We start from the raw sequence: 19807 nt of genomic DNA on the forward strand, positions 1-19807 counted from the left end.
TCGTGTGGGCCTAAAAAATCTGGGTGCAAATACGCCAAGGCGCATTTGATTAGATACATAGAGGAGGAAATTGTAAATTATGTACGATATCAATGAAATAAAGGAAATTATTCCACATCGTTATCCGTTTTTATTAGTCGATCGGATTCTTGAATTGGAAGAGGGAAAACGTGCACTTGGTATTAAAAATGTTACGGCAAACGAAGAGTTTTTCAACGGACATTTCCCTGGCTACCCAGTTATGCCTGGTGTATTAATTGTAGAAGCATTAGCGCAGGTTGGTGCAGTAGCGATGCTTAAAAAAGAAGAAAACAAAGGCAGACTTGCGTTCTTTGCGGGAATTGACAACTGCCGTTTTAAAAAGCAGGTAGTCCCTGGTGACCAACTTCGTCTAGAAGTGGAAATCACTCGTCTTCGCGGGTCTATCGGTAAAGGAAAAGGCATTGCAACAGTGGACGGCGAGCTTGTTTGCGAAACAGAAATCATGTTTGCATTAGGAGATAAAACAGAATAAGTTTAGTTTTGAAAAACCGGATGGAATGAGCCCATCTGGTTTTTTTTATTCTTTTTTGACGAAATTTGTAATTTTTTTGATACATATTTAAACTTCGGGGAAAGCTATGCGAAGACCAAGTAGGTCAAACTATACTTAGACGAAATCAGAAAGGAGAATATCAATGAACAACAAATGGTTCTTAAAGCTAATGGGGTCACTCCTTGCCGTGTTTTTAATAACAGGCTGTAACACGGACGACCAAAATCCACCACCAGAGAATAATGGACTTGAAACACCGGGTGAGGGTTTCAATAATGACGTGGATAACGACCTAGATAATAACTTGGACAATAATGTGACTCCAGAGGAAGAAGCTGTTCCTAACAATAACGGGATGAACAGAGGTGACCAAGACGTCGTTGAAGATGAAAATCGTGACAGAGATCTTGATCTCAACAATGACAATAATAACCGTAATGATAACAACAATAAAGTAAATCCAAGTGGAACAGGTGGCGCTGAAGGAGCAGGCGCAGGTGGAACTGGTGGAGGTAAATAAGCCTTTTTCAATAGAAAAGGCGGGTATTGTCCTAACGGGTTCAGTTTTAAAGTACAAACCAGAAAATTGATGGGAAAATAGCAAGTTATATCTCATACAAAAAAACACCTAAATTAACGGTGTTTTTTTGTGTATTTTTTATTCAACTAAAGCTTAAGTACAATTTTTCACATTCCTTCTTGAAGAATCGCACCATATAATGCAAAATATTAACTTCAAATAGTTGGTTTTGTTCAAAAAAGACTTTTCTTTTGAAACTTACTTAACTTTTATAATGTCTAATCTTTTGCTAGTAGAAATCAAATCTATTGTGTGTTTTCCCTTTGTGTATAATACAGAAGAACCTACTCTTTCTCCCTTGATCCAATCGTTTTTCGCTAGAACTAATTCATATCCAAATGGTATTCCATTTTCTTCAGATGCCCTTAACCAATCATAGCTTTCCGTTTGGTTACTTTTATTAACTAATTCAGCATTTTTAGGAATTGGAAATCCATATAATTCTTCTGATGGCTCATAAAGCGATAATGTTATGAAATAGTAACCAACGCCAACTCCTATCAAAAGTGTCATTAAAGCTATCGTCCAACCAATTTTTGTCTTTATCATACTCACCTCAATTTTACTAAATTCATATTTTAAACAACCTGATCCTTTAGCTCAATAAAAGATTCAATATAAAAGGGTATTAATCCTGCATTGAACTTTAGGTTTCATAGAGTTAGCCCATTTCTAATCATCAACTAAATTTCTTTAGTTGAACAAGAAAAAAAGCTGCTTCTTTACAGCTCAATTCTTATACTCTAGCACCCATTCATATATTCAACTGCTCCGTTAGCCAGCCATGAAGCAGAGCTTCACCACAGAAAATGAAAGTTAATTACGTTCTTTCATAGTAGTTGGAGAACATCTTTCTTAATTTTAGCAGGAACATCCACCAACCCAATATAATAAAAAAGAAAATCGCTAAAACAATTGGTACTTTTTTAACATATGGATTAGCATAGATACACAATCTTCTGTAATTAACTAAAAGAGGTGCGAATTAGGGTGTAACTTACTTGTAATTACGCTAAAAATCCCATTATATCAACAAAAAAAGCAGTACAATTCAAATGCGAATTCAACTGCTAATTAAAGTGATATTTAATTTTTTGTACTCGAAAACAGAGCCAGCTAGGATTGTCCTGCTTTTTTGTGTTACGTTCTCTTTAACTTTGTATTGGTTTTTTCTTTTCTTGAAGGCGGTGTTTGAATTCAGCAAGTAGGCCTTCACCTTGTAGGCCTTGTTGGATAAGGTCAGTCAGTACAATCTCGGCAATGTTGAGTTTACCTGGGACTAAATTTCCTTCCAGGAGGACGCTTACGCTATTTTCCATTACTTTGATGATCTTAACTTCACCCGTTAAAGAGGCAGGATCATTTGATTTTTTTGTAATCGTAACTTGGAGATTTAGCTTTGCTTTGTCTTGTTTGGCTTTTTCGAAAATAGATTTATACGATTTTTCAATAAATGCTTCCACAATCCAACTATTTTCCCCATCCTCTTGATTGATGATCAATCCGTCAATCAATGGTATTTCCTCAATGCGGCTTGGCTGCTCATTCTGGTGAAGAACCATTAGTGACACCAATCTAAACGTTTTCAATTCCCTGACCCCCTTATATTCCGTTCGTACTATAAAGATAGTTAAATTATAGCATATTCACCTGTTTATTATATGAAATAGAAGAGGAAAAGAACCCGAATTATCCAACGTGAAAAAACTTGTAGAAATTTAGATAATTGATGGTTTTGGTAAACCTTCGATCAGAAAATTGAAAATAACGCAGAGAATTTCCATTTTTATAAGAAAAATCCATTTGATAATCAAATTTTCCTAATTTTACCTATGTCGAATCGTGAAGTATGATAGCTTTGTTAGATTTAACCAAGGAGGTAAAATACATGATTAATCAAGTGATTTTGGTAGGAAGACTGACCCGGGATCCAGATTTACGGTACACCCAGGAAGGAAAAGCCATAGCTCATGTGACGCTTGCAGTTAGCCGAAATTTTAAAACCGCAGGTGGTGAAATTAACACTGATTTTGTGAACTGTACGCTTTGGCAAAAGACAGCTGAGAATACGGCAAACTATTGTAAAAAGGGATCCATTCTAGGTGTAACAGGACGAATCCAAACACGTAACTATCAAAACAATGAGGGAAAAAGGGTTTATGTGACTGAAGTGTTAGCTGACTCTGTGAAATTTTTAAGTGGAAAGCCAAGGGAACTCGTTGAAAATTAAGGTTTATGAACTTAGGAGGAAATGCGTATGAATAATGATGAAATGAAGACCATCAATGACAAGCTAAATAAGCTAGCAATGGGAATAGCGTTACATTTGGAAACGTTACAAGGTCAAATTGGCGATCGAATGGATCAGATTGATCGAACCTATAATGAACGACTTTTACAAATCAATCGTATTTTAGAAGGGAAGTAGCTATGAGATGAAATCTTTGAAAAAGAAATTCGGAATTTGAAAAATTGTATTAGCCCACTAGCCATGTACCTCGCAACAAGAAGCCCCAGTCGCCTTTTCAAAAATGGATCCTCGAGAGATAGATGGATACTCCGGTAATTCCTCAGTTTATTTGCCAATCATGGTCACAACATGGTTGGCTTTTTCTTATTTATAATATAGAACACTAGTTCTGTATTGTCAACAATATTTTTTTAATGTTGACAGGGTTGTGTATTAATCATATAATACACAGTGTATTAACCAATTGATACACGGCGTATTTTTTTATCGCAACTGTATGGTCTGCTTAATACAGTTTTTTTATAAGTGGTGTATGAACCCCTTGATACAGGGAGATGAAATTTTAGGAGTTGGGTCTATGGATATAAAGTTTAACAATCGAGATCCTGTGTACGTGCAAGTCACTCAGTATTTTAAGGAGCAAATTGCGAAAGGTTTTTTTGAACCAGGGCAAGAGATTCCATCAAGAAGGGAATTGGCAAATCGGTTGAAGATTAATCCGAATACGGCGCAGCGTGCGTATAAAGAAATGGAGGAACAAGGGTTGATTTTTACGGAAGGAAATTTACCAAGTCGTATTACGAAGGATGAAGAGGTGTTGAAAATGGTTCGCGAGGAATTGATATTGGATGCAGTTTCTACATTTATTCAATCGGTTCGGTCCATTAACGTGCCTTTAGAAGATGTCTTGAATCTAGTTGAAAAAGAGTACGAAAAGGAATAGGGGGGATTTGGGTGATTGAAGTAAAGAATGTAACAAAGAAGTTTGGCAGGAAGACGGTACTTAAAGGGGCTTCATTTACTGCTGAAAAAGGAAAAATTACGTGTTTAATTGGGATTAACGGTGTTGGAAAAACAACGATTATGAAAGCAATTATGAACTTAACTCCGATTGATGATGGACAAATTCTTATTAATGGAGAAAAAATTCATAAAGGTAGCTATGAAAAAATCACGTTTATCCCTGACACGATTACGATGCTGCCTCAAATGAAAATAAAAGAGGCTTTCACATTTATGGCAGATTTTTATGACAGCTGGAATCAAAAACGTGCAGATGAGCTGCTTGAATTTTTCAGATTAAAAGAAACGGATCGAATTTCTGAGCTCTCAAAAGGAAATACAGCAAAAGTAAACCTGATCCTTGGATTAGCATTGGATGTCGATTTTGTATTAATGGATGAGCCTTTTTCGGGGATTGATATTTTTAGCCGTGAACAAATCGCAGACGTATTTACAAGTCATTTAATTGAGGACCGCGGTGTCATCATTACAACGCATGAAATCAATGATATTGAACATTTAATTGATAAAGTCGTTTTACTAGATGATGGTGTTGTGTTAAAAGAGTTCGATACCGAAGAAGTCAGAGAGAATGAAGGGAAATCGGTGATCGATGTGATGAGAGAGGTGTATAAGGGATGAATCGTTATTTGAAACTAGTGAATTTCGAGTTTTCACGTTTTTTAAAGCTCTATCTTGTTTTGGTTGGGATTACAGTATTTTTTCAGGTAATTGGCATTATTTTTACGTCAAAAAGATATTTAAATCGGGCAGATGAAGCGATTTTTGAAGAAATGCTCTCAAAGAGTGACTTTATTTCACAATATGGAAAAATCTCGATGATCGATTTTGCTCAGACCCTTTGGTTTATGGGGCCAATTATGCTTAGTGGTGCCACCTTACTTATTTATGTATTTTTTATTTGGTACCGTGATTGGCTTGGGAAAAACACATTCAGTTATCGTTTACTTGTGTTACCAACGGCACGGTTGAATGTGTATTTGGCGAAGGCTACGACCATTTTATTATTTGTTTTAGGTCTCATTGCCGTGCAATTAGTATTAATACCTGTTGAAAGTCGAGTGTTACAGTGGATGGTTCCAGGGGAGTTTCGTACGGATTTCACAGTGGGAGAAATTACGAATATCAATTATTTACAACTATTATTTCCTAAATCATTTATGGATTTTATCCTTTACTATGGCAGTGGAATCGCAGCGGTGTGTGTTGTTTTTACGGCTATTTTGTTTGAACGCTCCTACCGATTAAAAGGGATTTTCTTTGGAATTCTTTATTGTGCAGTTTCTTTCTTACTCCTTTTGGCACCGATATTGGTGGATGAATACATTTTAAGAAACTATTTATATCCAAATGAACTGTTTTATTTGGTGGTTGGAGCAGGGTTGCTTGCTTGGGCTGCTGCCATTTGGACTAGCAATTATCTTTTAAATAAGAAAATAAGGGTTTGATAGGAGGTAGCATGAATGAAACGATATTGGAAAATCCTCACGATCTGTCTCGTTACAGTCATCGTGCTTGGAACTTTTTATATACAATCAAGTTTAGCGTCTGGGAATATACAAGTTGAATTTGAAAAAGTAAGTGGCAATGAAAGTCTAGTAGAAAACGTAGTTCTTACTGCTGATTATGTTATTGGAGACATTCATCAACCCTTAAAAATTTCCGAAAAGGAAACAACAAATTTAAGCAATCGACCCGTTGTTCAACAATTGACTGGCCTTTATGCGGAAGCTCCTACACTTCAATTAGTTGAGAATTATAAACAATTTATGAGGGGGAAAAGTTTTTTCCCATCATACTTTTATGAGGATGAACATGTACTCGTCTATGTCAGTATTGAGGGCAGAGGTGTTAATGTTGCTTATGGTAAGGCCTATTTTGATATTGACATTTTAGATAAAAAATCAGATGAGTCTACTCCAATGAAAATTAATTTACCAAAAAACAGAAAATTAAACTGGGTAGATATTGCGAGTATTCAGATAGTAGATAGTGATTTGAAGGTAATCGCAAGGGGTTCTGGTCCGGATAGCGGAGAGGATTTGATTGTCTACACGATTGACTTGAATAGCAAGAAAATAACAAATGAAGAAGTCGTTTTCTCCATTCCAGCGGTTGAGAATGGCTGGTATGGCTTTAACATATTCAATGACTATTATTCGAATGAACCACAAAAATATCTGTTATTTAAAGCAGAGGCTTTTGAACATGAACAAGGTGAGGGTGGTCCGACGGTCCTAGCTGATGATTTCATGGTATACGACATTGAAAAGAATAAGATGGTTAAAAGCGAACTGCCTGAAGACTTTGAAGGGGACATTAGAAATGCATCGGTATTTAATTCCGTTGCTTATGTTCCTGTTCAGTCCGAAAATGAAGTAGAGATCATTCAATATGATATTGAAGCTGCGAAATGGGAGAAGAAACAAACCTTTGCAGTCGACCAATCAAAGGATGCTGAGACTGTGCCTTTTGTAAAAATACAAGATGGAAAAATCTATATCATTAGTAATACTGATGACGGACACACACTTTTAATTGGAGACGTAAATACAGGGGAAACATTATACGAAGGCAAGATAAAGGTGAAAAATCAAAAAACAGATCAAAACGATTACAGAATATACTTTCACGAAATAAATAATGCCGGGTAATGGATCTGGGTCATGGGGACAGGTTCCGTGACCCAGATAGTAGGGTGAGAAAAATGAAGGAACATCAAATCGAACAAATAATAAGTGAATATGAACCTGAGTTACGGTATGCGGCCTTTCGATATGTACGAGATTGGGTCGTTGTGGATGACATTATGCAGGAAGTATTTTTGAAGATTTTTTTGAAATTCAATTCTTTCAGGGATCCCTCTAAGATAAAGGCATGGTTGTACAAAATTACTCGCAATCAATGCATTGATTATCTTCGCAGCAAGGTTGTGAAAGCCACAGTATTAATGGATGATATTGAAGATTTACAGTATACAAACTATGAAACGGTCGAAAAAGAAATCGTTGAGAAATTTGATCGAGAAATGCTGTACGAACATGTCGATTCTTTGCCGAAGGATTACAAACAGGCATTATCTCTTTATTATTTTCATGATTATTCGTATAACGAAATTAGCCATTTATTGAGGAAGGATATTTCGTTTGTAAAGAATAAGCTTTTTAGAGGTCGGCGCTTGCTAAAGGAAGTATTTGAGAATAATGAGGTAATGGTGTAAATAATGGCCAATCATGTGTAAATTAACATGATTGGTCTTTTTTAATGGGTTTCTAATAGGGTATAATTATCCAAACATAACAATTTTCGGGGGTATTAAAAGATGAGATACATAGTTTTGTTTGGGGTAGCGATTCTGTTAGGAGTTTTGTTGGGATTTTTGGATGTAGGTCAACCGTTCAGTATGATCATAAGCATGATTGTCATAGTTGGTCTATCAACCTACTTATTTGTTTATCCGATCTATTGGGAGAAGAATGTGAAAAAGATAGAGTCCTATCTTGAAAAGCGAAGGAAAAACCCGTTGTTTAAGCTTTACTATGGGATGGGCAATCGGATTGATCAGGATGTGAAGGAAGCAACGGAGGCATTGCTTCAAAAGTATAAGCAGCCAGCAAGACAAGCGATATTTAAAACCTTATTCGCTTTGTATGAGGATGATATTGGACGAGCAAAAAAAGATATCGAGGAGATTCAGCCTCCACAATATAGATACTATTACCAAGCAATTATTGCGATTGAAGAGGGCCAGGTGAATGAGGCGACGGAGCTTAGTGGACAAATCAATAGCGAGTGGATGAAGCACGCCTTGGCAGCTGGGATTGCTAAAAAGGAAGGTAATCAAGCCGAGTATGTCGCTGAAATCCAAAAAGCGTTTGAAAAGACACGAGGAATGCAGAGATATGTCATATATAAGCAATATGAGAGGGATTTGAAGGCAGTTTGATTGGGGAAATGCTTCTTCATTAGGCTATATTTGCATCTTAAAATGAAGGTATGCGTCTGTTCTGAGATATTTGCGTCGAAATATAAAGATTTGCGTCAGTGCGTGGATATTTGCGTCAAAATGTGAGGATATGCGTCAGTGTGTGGATATTTGCGTCAAAATGCGAGAATATGCGTCTATGTACGTTTATTTGTATCTTAAAGGCTATTTACACAAACTAGGGTGGTGACAACAGTCACCACCCTTACTTTATTTCTTCAGTTTTTCTTCGACCAGGTGGTAGAACTTTTGCCAAGGTTCGGTTTTGTCTTTGTGCTTTTCACTTGGCACAAATTTCTTTGCCCTTTTCTTTGGTTTGGATGTTTTTTCTGCCAAATGAATCAGCTCCTTTGGTTTTCGGTATATCATGCACCAAAATTTTATCCCCCGATATGCTACTGGCCCTACATTTTTGGTAGAGGGCGGGGAAAGAGGCCCCCTGACTTACCCCATTAAAACACCCCAAGTAGCTCCTTCAGTTCGCTAGTGGAGAGTTCGGTGATCCAGTTTTCGCTGGTGATGATTTCGTCGTTCAGCGATTGCTTTTTCTCGAGCATTTCATCGATTTTTTCTTCGAGTGTGCCTGTGGCGATTAGCTTGTGCACGTGGACGAAGCGCTTTTGGCCGATGCGGTAGGCACGGTCGGTTGCTTGGTTTTCGACAGCTGGGTTCCACCAACGGTCATAATGGATGACGTGATTCGCTTCCGTTAAGTTCAATCCGGTTCCCCCTGCTTTTAGTGACAGGATTAGAATATTGAACTCTCGATCTTGGAAGCCTTCAATCATTTTGTCGCGTTGGGCCTTCGCAACACTACCGTTCAAGAATTGTACAGGTTCATTAAAGCGTTTTTGAAGCACATCCTGAATCATTTCGCCCATTTGAATATACTGAGTGAAAATCAAACAGCTTTCGTCCTGGTCACGAACGTGATCCACCAACTCAAGCAGCTTCTCCATTTTCACGGAGCGATCATCCACATTCACAGGATTCTGCTCTTTCAAATATAGTGCAGGATGGTCACAAACCTGTTTCAACTGCCCAAGCATTTTTAAAATCAGCCCTTTACGCTGCATACCCGCAAGTTGTTCGACTTGATCCAGGGTATCCTTCACAAGCTGCTCGTAAATCGAAGCTTGCTCAACCGTCAGCGGACAATATTCCTTCTGCTCGAGCTTATCCGGTAGGTTTAGCGCAACGGCCTCGTCATTTTTCGTACGTCTTAGTAAAAATGGCTTAATCAGGCGCTGCAGCTGGGCGATCGTTTCCTTATCATGTTCCTTTTCAATGGGGGACACATATCGTTTTTGGAAACCACCTAGGCTGTCTAAATAGCCACGATTGATGAAGTCAAAAATCGACCATAGCTCAGTTAAGCGGTTTTCCATAGGTGTTCCGGTCAATGCGATATTATGGTCGCTTTTTAGCTTGCGAATCGTGCGTGACTGCTTCGTTTGCGCGTTTTTAATGTTTTGCGCCTCATCTAAACAGATCGTACCCCAGTCAAAAGCGGAAATTTCTTCTTCGTCCAAATGAGACAACCCATAGGAGGTAAGGACAATGTCCGCCGCACTCACTCCTTCAGCAAATTCTTCGCCCTTCAAACGATTGGATCCGTAATGAAGGTGGACACGTAAATCAGGCCCGAATTTTTCAAGCTCCTTTTGCCAATTTCCTAGAACTGATGTTGGGCAAATGATGAGCGCTGGCTTAGCACTACTTTCTTTGACCGCTAAAAAGTACGCAATCATTTGGATCGTTTTTCCGAGTCCCATATCATCGGCAAGACAAGCCCCAAATCCGAATCGTCTTAAAAATAAGAGCCAGTCGACACCTTGCTGTTGGTAAGGACGGAGCTCGCCTTTAAATGTATTAGGAATGGCGGCTTGTGGAATCTCCTTGATGTCGGTTAGCTGTGTAATCATATGCGACAGGTGGCGGTTCAGTTCGATTTGAACGCCAGCAAATGCGCTTGCCGCTTCTTGTTCCTCACGTTCCGCTTTTTCCGAAAGCGAGAGTAGCTCCTGCTCAAGGACATCGCGGACATGCAGTCCCTCTTTGTTTGCGCGCGCTAGGATCGACTGAACCTGTTTAATAAACGCAGGGTCAAGCTTGATCCATTTACCGCGAATGTTGATTAAACGCCTTTGTTCATTCACAAGCGACAAAAATTCTTCTTCAGAAAGCTCAACACCATTTGTTGAAAAACGCCAGTCAAAATTGATGATAGACTGCAAGCCTACGAAGGATTGACGGCCACCACCAGTAGAGGTTTTAACCTTTGCTTTGATAGCGAGTTGCGCATCCTTGATGGCTTGCCACCAGGCTGGTAAAAGGATTCCGACTCCGGCTTCAATCAACCTTGAGCTTGCTTCTGTTAAAAAGTCCCACGCCTGGCGCTCGGTTAACTCGTGAACAATGCCGTCTCCATCACGAAGCCATGGTACGAGCTTACACCACATGGCTTGGTCGCTCTCAACTTTGCCTGCAAACTCTGTCCATTCTTTTGGCATAGCGGTATACAATGTATGAGGTTTTTCTTTCTTGCGAAGCACAGTGTGAAGAGTCCAAGCCCCATTATCCACCTCGGGTTCTTCGATTTGCAACATCACATCAAATGGTGTGTGATCTTCCTTCCAACCGATTCGTTCAAGCCAATTGTTTTCATCTACGACTGACTCAGCGCCGGCGGTACTTTTTACAAGAGGGAAGGTATGGGCGATCTCTTCCCAGGCGTCGGACAGCGTTGAATCCGATTGAATCCATTCGGTGATGGCTTCAGAAAACCACTCTGTTGCAAATCCGGTTAGCTCAGTGTTAACCGGTTTCCAGCCAAAACGTTCATTCTCGCGCCAATAGTCAAAATCGGGCATAAATTCGCCATCCTTAATATGCGGCAGCAAGGCTTGCGAAATGGAGTGATAATGTTCGACATTCTCGCTTAGTTCGATTTGGATATGTGAATTGACGGGCAATTCGGCGAAAAAGGTTAACGCTTGCCAGGGGGAAAGAAGGACTGCATGATCTGTCTCTTCAAGAAAGGTCCCGTAAAAGGAGGCTTCATGCCAGACAAAGAGATGTTGCTTCCATTCGTTTATTTCAAGTTCGTAGCCATCTTCCGTTGTACACCAAACATAACATCCTGTTTCCGAAACCCATTCTGTATGGACTAAAAGTATCATCGTTTCACCCCTTTACTCTGAAATCATGGAAGCCCGGAGCAGCTCTTGCTGGAAGGCACGTAATCGTTTATTCACAGTGGCAAGCTTTGTAATATAGTCATCCCAACGGTCTTCTTGTTTTAATTTTTTGTAATGCGTGCGGACCTTGCGCAAATATTTAACCGCCTTTTTATAGCTTGGTCGATTTTTGCCCTCAATTGCCTTCGTGATGGCTTGGTGATAAAGAGGAAGCAAAGCTGCACGATCGAGGGTTTCGATTTCTTTTATAATATAGCGGTCCATTTCATCGATATTATAGCCGACCATGATTTGCAGTTCGACCCATTTCCGGTATTGGTCGTTATCAAGCAAAAAGTCGTTGTATTCAACATAGCTATACGGAAGCAGCTGTTTTAGCGCCTTTATATAAGCGGCTGAATCGCGTTCATCAGCGTATGTCATAATGTTTTGTAAAAACAGCCTTGTCATGTGACGGCGGCCTTCATAGCTTTGAATGCCAAAAATATAGTCGTGGATTCCTTCTAATGCATGGTCAATCCACGGGCGAACCCGGTCCCAATTTTTTGCTTCAGACAGATAGGAAATCCACCAGAAGCTGTACGGTGTCGCCGAATGCCCAAGCTTTTTCATCGTTTCGATTGCAGTTGTATCGTCCTTTTGTAGAAAGCGAATATGGGCATAGGCTATCTGATGCACTAAGGTTTCGGTGTCCAATGCGTTTTCTTCGATTTCAAGCCATTTTTTTCGATTAAAAAAGGTTGCCCAAAGCAAACGGTACATTTGCATGCGTTCATATTGGAACATGGTTTCAATAAGTAGCGTTTTGCGGACAAGCTCGAGGCTTTCCTCAAGCAGCTCGTCAAGTGAAAATGGGAGAGACACCTTCCGCATCTCAAGCGAGTTATCGAGTACAACATCTGTAAAATTATGAAAATAAGGCTTAATATACGTATCCACCTGGTAATTTCGCACTTCAATTTGGCCGAGAAACTCGACCGTTTTTTGAATGCAAAAAAGAGCCGCATGGATCAGATACAAACGTTTGAGCTCCTCAGAACGAGGCGCTTTCCTTTTTAAGGTTTGAAACAGGGAATGATACAAGGTCGCGAAAGTATATACGTTCTTTTCGCGGTGACCTGATTCAAACCGCTTAAATTCACTGTTGAAAAGAGTTAGCCAGCTCTCAAGTGAATTCTCCTTATATTCCACACGCTGTAGGACGTTTCCATTTTTAATGGGAATGGATGCTAAGGTAGGCTTGGGTTTGTTGCCGGCCTTCCACTGTTCGAGCAGGGACCCCACTCGGTCAACACTTGCGTACATATAGAAAAACAACGCCATCCGGTGCCGGCAAAAGGAAGGAGATGGGCATGTACAGCTAGACATTTCTAAAAAATCAAGATCAAGTGTGACATCAACAGAGGTGACGTCCTGCACACGGCCCCCAAGTGCTTTTCCGTTGAACTGCACATTATAAACACTCCCCTGCCGGTAGAGGTTTAGTCCTTTTTTGATTAGAGTGCGGTCTTCTTCATTTTCGAATGTAATCATACCGCGAAGCTTTTCGGAAAAATGCATTACTGCATCCTTTTGAATATCGTTTTGAAGCAAAGTGGTCTCACTCCCCACAAAATTCATATCTTTTTATTATACCGCAAAATCGTATCAATTGGGATTTTGGGATTGGAAAGTGTGTGATGTTTACATCAATTTTATAAATTTTTCCATAAGACAGTCGCAAAACAGAGGCTACTGGCGTACATGTATAGTAATTACTTGGCGGAGCTGGTTTCTCCATCCAACCTCCCCAAGCTATCATTTTCTCCCAAAGTACCAAAATGGTACTTTCCAGAATTCTCTTGTGCCTGGTGGAGGCGTCTCCATCCTTCACCAGGCAATCTTTATATTAAAGCACTTTTCAACTAGGAGTGAACATATATTGGATCGTAAATCATCAGATAAGGTTATTTCTATTGATGAGAATAGAGTAAGAAGAGCATTAATTCGTGCTTACATGAAGGGAGAAAGAAGCACAGAAATCGATATGAAGAAATTTATTCAAGACTTAGCAAACGATATAAAAGGGTACCCGACAACATAATTCTATAGTCTAATGCCATGATTCGACACTATTTCGGGTGGTACAGGCGTCTGTTAGAAGCTGTCTACCAATAAGGGGACAGTTTTTTGCATGTCAAGGACAGGCTGTACTGCTTTTGTAGTATAGAAATAATAAATTTGGGTCATAGAAATTTTCCTATTTATTTGACATAATTATCAACACAAACATTCGCCGGTGTTTGTGGTTACCCAGCATTGGTCAGTGGTTTTTAAGCCATTCGACTAGTCTGGGTTTTTGTTGGGTTTATATGAATTTATTAAGATTGAATCCGTTTTCGAAGGTCTTGGATTGTGCTTTTTTTATGGTATATATATTATGATAATAATAAGGTTAATTAACTGAATGTTATGATAAGGGGGAGCGGTGTGAAGCTACCAGAGGTATCCTCTCAGAAGAGGGAGAATTATGCGAAATTCTATATGATTTTCATTTCAGTACTAGGATGTGCTGCTGTGGTGAATGCGTTTTTTCATCTTGAACCAACACCCAAAATTACCATCCTTTTATTGCTTACAGCATTTTTAGCGATAACGGAGTATTACCCAATTCCGCTATTGAGAGGTTCAACGTCAATCACGTTCCCGTTTATCTTTGTCATGTATGAGCTTTTTGGGATTTCGTATTCAATCATCATCTATGCGGGGATTGCGCTAGCGATTAACATCCTCCATCAACGTCCCTTGAGGATAATCCTGTTTAACCCAGCTCAGTTGGCTGTAAGTTTATTTTTAGCGGAGTATATATTATCACATACGAATGTGGTGCAAGTTCAATCATCCACGAGTAATTTTATATCAGGTTTTAGTACATATATTCTTTTTCTTACCCTGTTTTTTATCATAAATAATCTAATTGTGGATATAGTGTTGTTAATTCGTCCGCAACCCTATACATTCTATTTATTTAAAACCAAAACGCTGACTGAATTAGGGAATGTAGTGATTTCCTTGCTCTATGGAGCGATGATTTTTTATCTTGGCAATCGAAAAATCGACGAATTCTCGCTGTTCTTTTTCTTCTCGCCATTGGTGGCGGTTTCGTTATTGTACTCGGTCATATCAACTTTAAGAAATGAAAAAAAGCGCCTAAATGCACTTTTTGAAATCACAACTAGAGTTAACAAGAAAATCCATTCAACAGAGTGGATTGAGACATTTAAGAACACATTTTCTCAAATCGTTGATGTGCAGGCAATTATGATGTGGGTCAAGGAAAACGATGTGTGGAAGATATTATACTACGATGGGCGTGTGATACCGAAAGACGAACTGACAGGTGAAGCGCTAGCTCGTTTTGATGGAAAAAAAGAACCAATTGTCTATCAGGACAGAGTGAAAAAGCTAGGCCCGATTGATGAGTTTTTTAAAAAGGATATGAAGGCCTTTGTGTATTCACCGATGGTGGTAGAGGATGAAACGATTGGGATGCTCGTTGTTGCAAAAAGTCGGTCGCGAAGCTTTGAGGATGACGAAATCCATTCCATCGCTACACTTGCAAACCAGCTAGCGATTGCAGTGAATTCAAGAATTTTAATTGAAGAAAAGGAAAAGCGAATTGTTCTTGAAGAGCGCAACCGAATTGCTAGAGGAATTCATGATGGGGTTGCTCAAACCTTGGCCGGTGCGGTCATGAAGCTTGAGACGGCAGAGCGAAAATTCGATCGTCATCCCGATGAAACGAGAAAGCTCATACGGGAAAGCATGGATAAATTAAGGCTTAGTTTACGGGAAGTGCGCGAATCGATATACGAGCTACGTCCTTATCCAACGGAGCGGGTTGGACTTTCCACTGCGATTGAAAAACGAATTGAAATTGTAAAAGATGAGTACGATATTAAATTTTCATTTGATATAAGAGGCCAGGAGGTTCCGCTCAGTCCAATGGTCGAAAAGGAACTATTTGATATTTTTCAAGAGAGCCTGCAAAACACAATTAAACATGCACAGGCCACAAAAATAGAAGTTCTGTTAAGCTATCAGAAGGAGCATATAATTTTAAAAATAAAGGATAATGGTGTAGGTTTTTCATTATTTCAGGCGATGGTCAAGGCACAGAACAATCCTCATTTTGGAATTTTGAACATGAATGACGCTGCAGAAAAAATTAATGCGACTCTTCAAATTGACACAAAAGAAGGCCTTGGTACTGATATTACATTAACTGTTCCAAAAATGGGACTTGAAGGAGGTAGTACTATTGATCAAGCTTATGCTGGTGGATGATCATGCTGTGTTACGTGACGGACTTAGGAATATTTTAGAGCTGGAGGATGATATTCGTGTTGTCGGCGAGGCAGTATCAGGGGATGATGCCCTTGAGAAGGTGCCGGAGTGTGAGCCCGATGTGATTTTAATGGACATCAATATGCCCCAGAAAAATGGCGTTGAAGTGACGGGCATAATAAAGAAAGAATACCCATCGATTAAAATATTGGTGCTGACGATGCACAACCATGATGAGTATTTCATGGCTGCGATTCGTGAGGGTGCCGACGGTTATTTGCTAAAGGATGCTCCATCTGAACAGGTGGTCGAAGCCATTCGCACAGTTGCACGCGGTGAGTCTGTGATTCATCCATCGATGACGAAAAAACTCCTTAATTTCCATCAGCAAAACCAGGAGCAACCGAGGGACAACGCACTAACGGAGCGGGAAACGGAAGTCCTTCAATGCCTGGTGGAAGGATTGAGTAACAAAGAAATCGCCGAGCGCCTCTTCATCAGCGACAAAACCGTAAAAATTCACGTCAGCAAAATCTTCAAAAAATTCGACGTCAAAAGCCGCTCCCAAGTCGTCATCTACGCCGTACAAAACAAACTAGTTCCGATGTAGGTGGGAGGGGACCAGGGGGACGGTTCTTGCGGTTCCTTGGGTCATGTTGGGGACCAGAGGGGACGGTTCTAGTGGTTCCTTAGGTCATGTTGGGTCGGGTGACAGGTCCCTTTACCCAGAAGTTTGCATTTTTGGGTTCAGAGGTTCCATCCCCAAGCAATCTGTGCTTTTTTAATAACGAAGTCAACAACTGTTATCCAGTGTGGAGGCAGTTGTTTTTTTTGTGCTCATTTTAGTAAACTGTAACTTTATTAAAAAAATAAGTGAAAGATTACATCGATATGTCTTTTGTATAACAAGAAATACTGCTTTTGAGAAAGGTTTTACGACTTTTGCGGAATAGGAATGATCGAGCTGGGGCGCGATAATAGGATTACAGAAGTTACAAATCTGAAAAGAAAGGGGAATAAGATGAGAAAACTTGTTGTAGTTATATTTGCACTTTTACTAGTTATCCCGACATTTTTACAAGAAAAGAAGACTGTTTCAGCAGCTGAGACGGGTTCAGCGGTCATTGATCCTGCCTTAGAAGCTGTGCGGGACAAGGTCAGTTCCTTGCAGGTGATCGTGACGTTCCGTGGTGAAGGTGCGCCAAAAGAGCATCAATTGAATCTTTTAAAATTGCTCGGAATCAAGGTTGGCGTTTCGATGGAAAATCTGCCGATTACCGGAATTGTTGCAACGAAGTCACAAATTGAAAAACTCGCACAAAGTAATGAGGTCCGCTCGATATATTTTAATAGAAGGCTAGAATATTTCAATGAAACATCGACGGATATTACTGGTGTGGACCGAGTGAGGGCGGATGAGCAAATCAGGCTCACAAATGGTAACCTGCCTTTAACGGGTAAGGGAGTTGGGGTTGTCATCAATGATAGCGGTGTTGACGGGACACATGGTGACCATACTTTTGGTGAAAATCTTGTGCAAAACGTGCTTGGATCTGTGAATTTGGCAAATGTGGTACCAGGACTTCTGCCGATTACCTACCTTGAAAATGTGCCGAATACGGATACGAACTCCGGGCACGGTACACATGTGGCGGGAACGGTCGGAGGAACAGGTGCGATGTCAGACGGTAAATATGAAGGTGTGGCACCAGGCGCAGATTTAATTGGATATGGTTCCGGTGCAGCGCTGTTCGTTCTTGATGGTATTAGTGGTTTTGATTATGCGCTTAAAAATAAGGATAAATACAATATCCGTGTGATCACAAATTCTTGGGGATCATCAGGGGATTTTGACCCGAGTGATCCAATTAATATTGCAAGTAAAAAAGCGTACGATGCTGGGATTACGGTTCTTTTTGCAGCAGGAAATGAAGGGCCGAGTGATAACACTCATAATCCTTATGCAAAGGCACCGTGGGTGATTTCAGTAGCAGCAGGTGACAGTAGCGTAAAACTGGCGGAATTCTCATCCCGAGGTACAAAAGGAGTTGGCGGTACTTTTACATTGGATGGCAAGGAGTGGACATGGAAGGACGCTCCAACCATTACGGCACCAGGCGTGGATATCGTGTCAACAAGGGCAATTGCACCAATTTCATCTTTAGCGGCTTTACAGGACTTGCAAACCTTGAATCCATTACATGTTCCGTTCTACACGATAATGAGTGGCACATCGATGGCAACACCACATGTCGCAGGAATTGTTGCACTTTTACTTGAAGCGAATCCACAGTTAACACCGGACGATATTAAGCAGATTATCCAAGAAACTGCGATGTCAATGCCAGGCTACGAGGAGTGGGAAGTCGGCGCAGGCTACGTAGACGCATATGCGGCGGTGAAGAAGGCAATTGAAATGAAGTAGTGTGGGTCACGGGGACCAGGGGGACGGTTCCTGTGGTCCCACGCAAAAAGTTAGCCTTCCGGGTTGAACGGAAGGCTTTTGAAATAGCTGAAGCTTTATGATTGTCCCTTCTCTGGATGTTTTTGGTATGGAAAATTTTATGAGGCAAATATCGGTACCCAGACGCAAATCTTCATATTTTGACTCAAATATCAGTACTCAGACGCAAAACTTCATATTTTGACGCAAATATCCGAGCTTGGACGCAAATCTTCCTATCTTGCCGCAAATATCGGTATTCAGACGCAAAACTTCATATTTTGGCGCAAATATCAGTACCCAGACGCAAATCTTCATATTTTGACGCAAATATTAGGACCCAGACGTAAATCTCAGCTAAGCGACTGGTTTTTAGAGTGAAATCCTTTGCTCAAACTGCGGTACCAAAACAAGTACTCCAGGGAGAATATATTTTACCCACATTCTTGCCGCGAAATCAGCGGCCCACACCACAATCGAGGGCCAGCTCTTCCAACTATTGATAAGACCACAAGATCGTCCAGTCACCAGATTCTTGAACGACGAAGACATCTTGGTGGATAGTGAAGGTGCCGTATGTGCTTTTGTAGGTTTGAGTGATGGGCACTTTGTAGACGTCGTGAAAGATGGGGGTGTTCTTCGTCATCTGCCAGGATTTGAGTTTTTCTACGTCCTCCACAGTGTATTTGAACGTATCGGTCCCGAAATGGCCGACAAATACATGGTTGCGCTGCTGGATGTAGTCGGCTTTTTTAAACCGCTCCTGCAATAGGGGATGGAATAATTCCCACGAACTTCCGAAATCCGCGTCTTGCTCGTATTTATAAAAGGATTGGACCAGCTCCTTCGCTTCCTCCTCCGGTGATGAGCGAAACAATGAAAGAATAAGAATAAATATAAGGATGACCCCAGCTGATACCAGAATCAGCTGAATGGGTAAGCCGCGTCGTCGTCTCATATGTAAATAAAAGCCCCCTTAAGCTTGTTTACTATCATGGATATGCGCTCGGAAAGTTGTCCTAGTACAAGATTCGATTTTAATGTTTGGTTTGAGACAACGGCCTGACACTCTGTTCAAAAAAAATAGGCTAGAGCCTAAGCCCTAGCGCTAAATTTACTTAATCGAGTTAAAAACGGACGACGAGGTCCTTTTCCGAGTCTCACAAAATAAATCCGATCTTCAAGTCTTTTATAAAAATGAATTCGCACAATCTTTAGTGGTGTCCAAATTTCTTTAAACGAATAATACGGCACGTTTAGCACTCCTCTCCCAATCGAAAAAAAGATTTCTATGATATTTTTCCAATTTTCGGAATCCATTAATGGAATGATAGCATGTCCTGGGTGATAAAAATGTTGATTCGTGTAGAAAAAAATTAAATTATTTCGGACAAATTTAGACAAAAATGGCTAAAAAAAGCCCATTTTAGGAAAGTTGCCTCAAAAAAACACCAATAATCGCTA

General features: G+C 40.2%; 20 protein-coding genes. 14 read left to right on the plus strand and 6 right to left on the minus strand.

Going from position 1 to position 19807, the window contains the following annotated elements; translation table 11 throughout:
- The first annotated feature begins 79 nt into the window (after positions 1-79).
- Positions 80-514: a 3-hydroxyacyl-ACP dehydratase FabZ gene (gene fabZ / locus V7097_RS03765; RefSeq protein ID WP_335702255.1), complete on the plus strand. Its 435-nt coding sequence runs from the start codon at positions 80-82 to the stop codon at positions 512-514.
- 163 nt (positions 515-677) lie between these two features.
- Entirely contained in the window at positions 678-1055 is a 378-nt protein-coding gene (locus tag V7097_RS03770; RefSeq protein ID WP_335702256.1) for a hypothetical protein, read from the plus strand.
- A gap of 258 nt (positions 1056-1313) precedes the next feature.
- On the opposite strand, the gene V7097_RS03775 is transcribed toward V7097_RS03770, so the two are convergent.
- Both V7097_RS03775 and V7097_RS03780 read right to left on the minus strand, forming a co-directional pair.
- The gene (locus tag V7097_RS03775) at positions 1314-1664 is read right to left on the minus strand and encodes a hypothetical protein (RefSeq protein ID WP_335702257.1); all 351 of its coding nucleotides are present in this window, start codon (positions 1662-1664) and stop codon (positions 1314-1316) included.
- 602 nt (positions 1665-2266) lie between these two features.
- Positions 2267-2704: a YwpF family protein gene (locus V7097_RS03780; RefSeq protein ID WP_335702258.1), complete on the minus strand. Its 438-nt coding sequence runs from the start codon at positions 2702-2704 to the stop codon at positions 2267-2269.
- Between the two features lie 299 nt (positions 2705-3003).
- On the opposite strand from V7097_RS03780, the gene ssb reads away from it, so the two are divergent.
- From ssb to V7097_RS03820, 8 genes are all read left to right on the plus strand, one after another.
- Entirely contained in the window at positions 3004-3345 is a 342-nt protein-coding gene (gene ssb, locus V7097_RS03785; RefSeq protein ID WP_335702259.1) for a single-stranded DNA-binding protein, read from the plus strand.
- A 27-nt stretch (positions 3346-3372) separates the two neighbouring features.
- Complete coding sequence (locus V7097_RS03790) at positions 3373-3543, plus strand: hypothetical protein (RefSeq protein WP_335702260.1); 171 nt, start codon at positions 3373-3375, stop codon at positions 3541-3543.
- Between the two features lie 400 nt (positions 3544-3943).
- Positions 3944-4309, plus strand: a complete 366-nt coding sequence (locus V7097_RS03795) for a GntR family transcriptional regulator (RefSeq protein ID WP_335702261.1) — start codon at positions 3944-3946, stop codon at positions 4307-4309.
- A gap of 11 nt (positions 4310-4320) precedes the next feature.
- On the plus strand, positions 4321-5010 hold the full coding sequence (locus tag V7097_RS03800) for an ABC transporter ATP-binding protein (protein ID WP_335702262.1): 690 nt from the start codon (positions 4321-4323) through the stop codon (positions 5008-5010).
- On the plus strand, positions 5007-5837 hold the full coding sequence (locus V7097_RS03805) for a hypothetical protein (RefSeq protein WP_335702263.1): 831 nt from the start codon (positions 5007-5009) through the stop codon (positions 5835-5837). The genes V7097_RS03800 and V7097_RS03805 overlap by 4 nt, the downstream gene beginning before the upstream one ends.
- Positions 5838-5852: 15 nt before the next feature.
- The gene (locus V7097_RS03810) at positions 5853-7043 is read left to right on the plus strand and encodes a hypothetical protein (RefSeq protein ID WP_335702264.1); all 1191 of its coding nucleotides are present in this window, start codon (positions 5853-5855) and stop codon (positions 7041-7043) included.
- A 53-nt stretch (positions 7044-7096) separates the two neighbouring features.
- On the plus strand, positions 7097-7609 hold the full coding sequence (locus tag V7097_RS03815) for an RNA polymerase sigma factor (protein ID WP_335702265.1): 513 nt from the start codon (positions 7097-7099) through the stop codon (positions 7607-7609).
- Positions 7610-7711: 102 nt separating this feature from the next.
- The gene (locus tag V7097_RS03820; RefSeq protein WP_335702266.1) at positions 7712-8335 is read left to right on the plus strand and encodes a hypothetical protein; all 624 of its coding nucleotides are present in this window, start codon (positions 7712-7714) and stop codon (positions 8333-8335) included.
- Between the two features lie 249 nt (positions 8336-8584).
- Here V7097_RS03820 and V7097_RS03825 read toward each other — a convergent pair whose 3' ends face one another.
- From V7097_RS03825 to V7097_RS03835, 3 genes are all read right to left on the minus strand, one after another.
- Positions 8585-8710 (minus strand): hypothetical protein, encoded by a 126-nt coding sequence (locus V7097_RS03825; protein WP_335702267.1) that lies wholly within the window; start codon positions 8708-8710, stop codon positions 8585-8587.
- A gap of 116 nt (positions 8711-8826) precedes the next feature.
- The gene (locus tag V7097_RS03830) at positions 8827-11556 is read right to left on the minus strand and encodes a DEAD/DEAH box helicase (protein ID WP_335702268.1); all 2730 of its coding nucleotides are present in this window, start codon (positions 11554-11556) and stop codon (positions 8827-8829) included.
- A gap of 12 nt (positions 11557-11568) precedes the next feature.
- On the minus strand, positions 11569-13167 hold the full coding sequence (locus V7097_RS03835) for an SWIM zinc finger family protein (RefSeq protein WP_335702269.1): 1599 nt from the start codon (positions 13165-13167) through the stop codon (positions 11569-11571).
- A gap of 328 nt (positions 13168-13495) precedes the next feature.
- Between V7097_RS03835 and V7097_RS03840 the strand changes: the two genes are divergently transcribed.
- The 4 genes from V7097_RS03840 to V7097_RS03855 all read left to right on the plus strand — a co-directional run bounded on the left by V7097_RS03840 (position 13496) and on the right by V7097_RS03855 (position 18325).
- Positions 13496-13657 (plus strand): hypothetical protein, encoded by a 162-nt coding sequence (locus V7097_RS03840; protein WP_335702270.1) that lies wholly within the window; start codon positions 13496-13498, stop codon positions 13655-13657.
- A 386-nt stretch (positions 13658-14043) separates the two neighbouring features.
- Entirely contained in the window at positions 14044-15900 is a 1857-nt protein-coding gene (locus tag V7097_RS03845) for a GAF domain-containing sensor histidine kinase (RefSeq protein WP_335702271.1), read from the plus strand.
- On the plus strand, positions 15875-16510 hold the full coding sequence (locus V7097_RS03850; RefSeq protein ID WP_335702272.1) for a response regulator transcription factor: 636 nt from the start codon (positions 15875-15877) through the stop codon (positions 16508-16510). The genes V7097_RS03845 and V7097_RS03850 overlap by 26 nt, the downstream gene beginning before the upstream one ends.
- Before the next feature lie 411 nt (positions 16511-16921).
- Complete coding sequence (locus V7097_RS03855; RefSeq protein ID WP_335702273.1) at positions 16922-18325, plus strand: S8 family serine peptidase; 1404 nt, start codon at positions 16922-16924, stop codon at positions 18323-18325.
- Between the two features lie 514 nt (positions 18326-18839).
- Here V7097_RS03855 and V7097_RS03860 read toward each other — a convergent pair.
- The gene (locus V7097_RS03860; protein WP_335702274.1) at positions 18840-19301 is read right to left on the minus strand and encodes a hypothetical protein; all 462 of its coding nucleotides are present in this window, start codon (positions 19299-19301) and stop codon (positions 18840-18842) included.
- Positions 19302-19807: the final 506 nt, after the last annotated feature.

Source organism: Bacillus sp. JJ1562, from assembly GCF_036962705.1.
GTDB lineage: Bacteria > Bacillota > Bacilli > Bacillales > Bacillaceae_L > Ferdinandcohnia.

Coding starts and splice junctions, on each gene's coding strand:
- fabZ (WP_335702255.1), top strand. CDS start 80: ATGTACGATATCAATGAAATAAAGGAAATTATTCCACATCGTTATCCG.
- V7097_RS03770 (WP_335702256.1), top strand. CDS start 678: ATGAACAACAAATGGTTCTTAAAGCTAATGGGGTCACTCCTTGCCGTG.
- V7097_RS03775 (WP_335702257.1), bottom strand. CDS start 1,664: ATGATAAAGACAAAAATTGGTTGGACGATAGCTTTAATGACACTTTTG.
- ssb (WP_335702259.1), top strand. CDS start 3,004: ATGATTAATCAAGTGATTTTGGTAGGAAGACTGACCCGGGATCCAGAT.
- V7097_RS03790 (WP_335702260.1), top strand. CDS start 3,373: ATGAATAATGATGAAATGAAGACCATCAATGACAAGCTAAATAAGCTA.
- V7097_RS03795 (WP_335702261.1), top strand. CDS start 3,944: ATGGATATAAAGTTTAACAATCGAGATCCTGTGTACGTGCAAGTCACT.
- V7097_RS03805 (WP_335702263.1), top strand. CDS start 5,007: ATGAATCGTTATTTGAAACTAGTGAATTTCGAGTTTTCACGTTTTTTA.
- V7097_RS03810 (WP_335702264.1), top strand. CDS start 5,853: ATGAAACGATATTGGAAAATCCTCACGATCTGTCTCGTTACAGTCATC.
- V7097_RS03815 (WP_335702265.1), top strand. CDS start 7,097: ATGAAGGAACATCAAATCGAACAAATAATAAGTGAATATGAACCTGAG.
- V7097_RS03820 (WP_335702266.1), top strand. CDS start 7,712: ATGAGATACATAGTTTTGTTTGGGGTAGCGATTCTGTTAGGAGTTTTG.
- V7097_RS03830 (WP_335702268.1), bottom strand. CDS start 11,556: ATGATACTTTTAGTCCATACAGAATGGGTTTCGGAAACAGGATGTTAT.
- V7097_RS03855 (WP_335702273.1), top strand. CDS start 16,922: ATGAGAAAACTTGTTGTAGTTATATTTGCACTTTTACTAGTTATCCCG.
- V7097_RS03860 (WP_335702274.1), bottom strand. CDS start 19,301: ATGAGACGACGACGCGGCTTACCCATTCAGCTGATTCTGGTATCAGCT.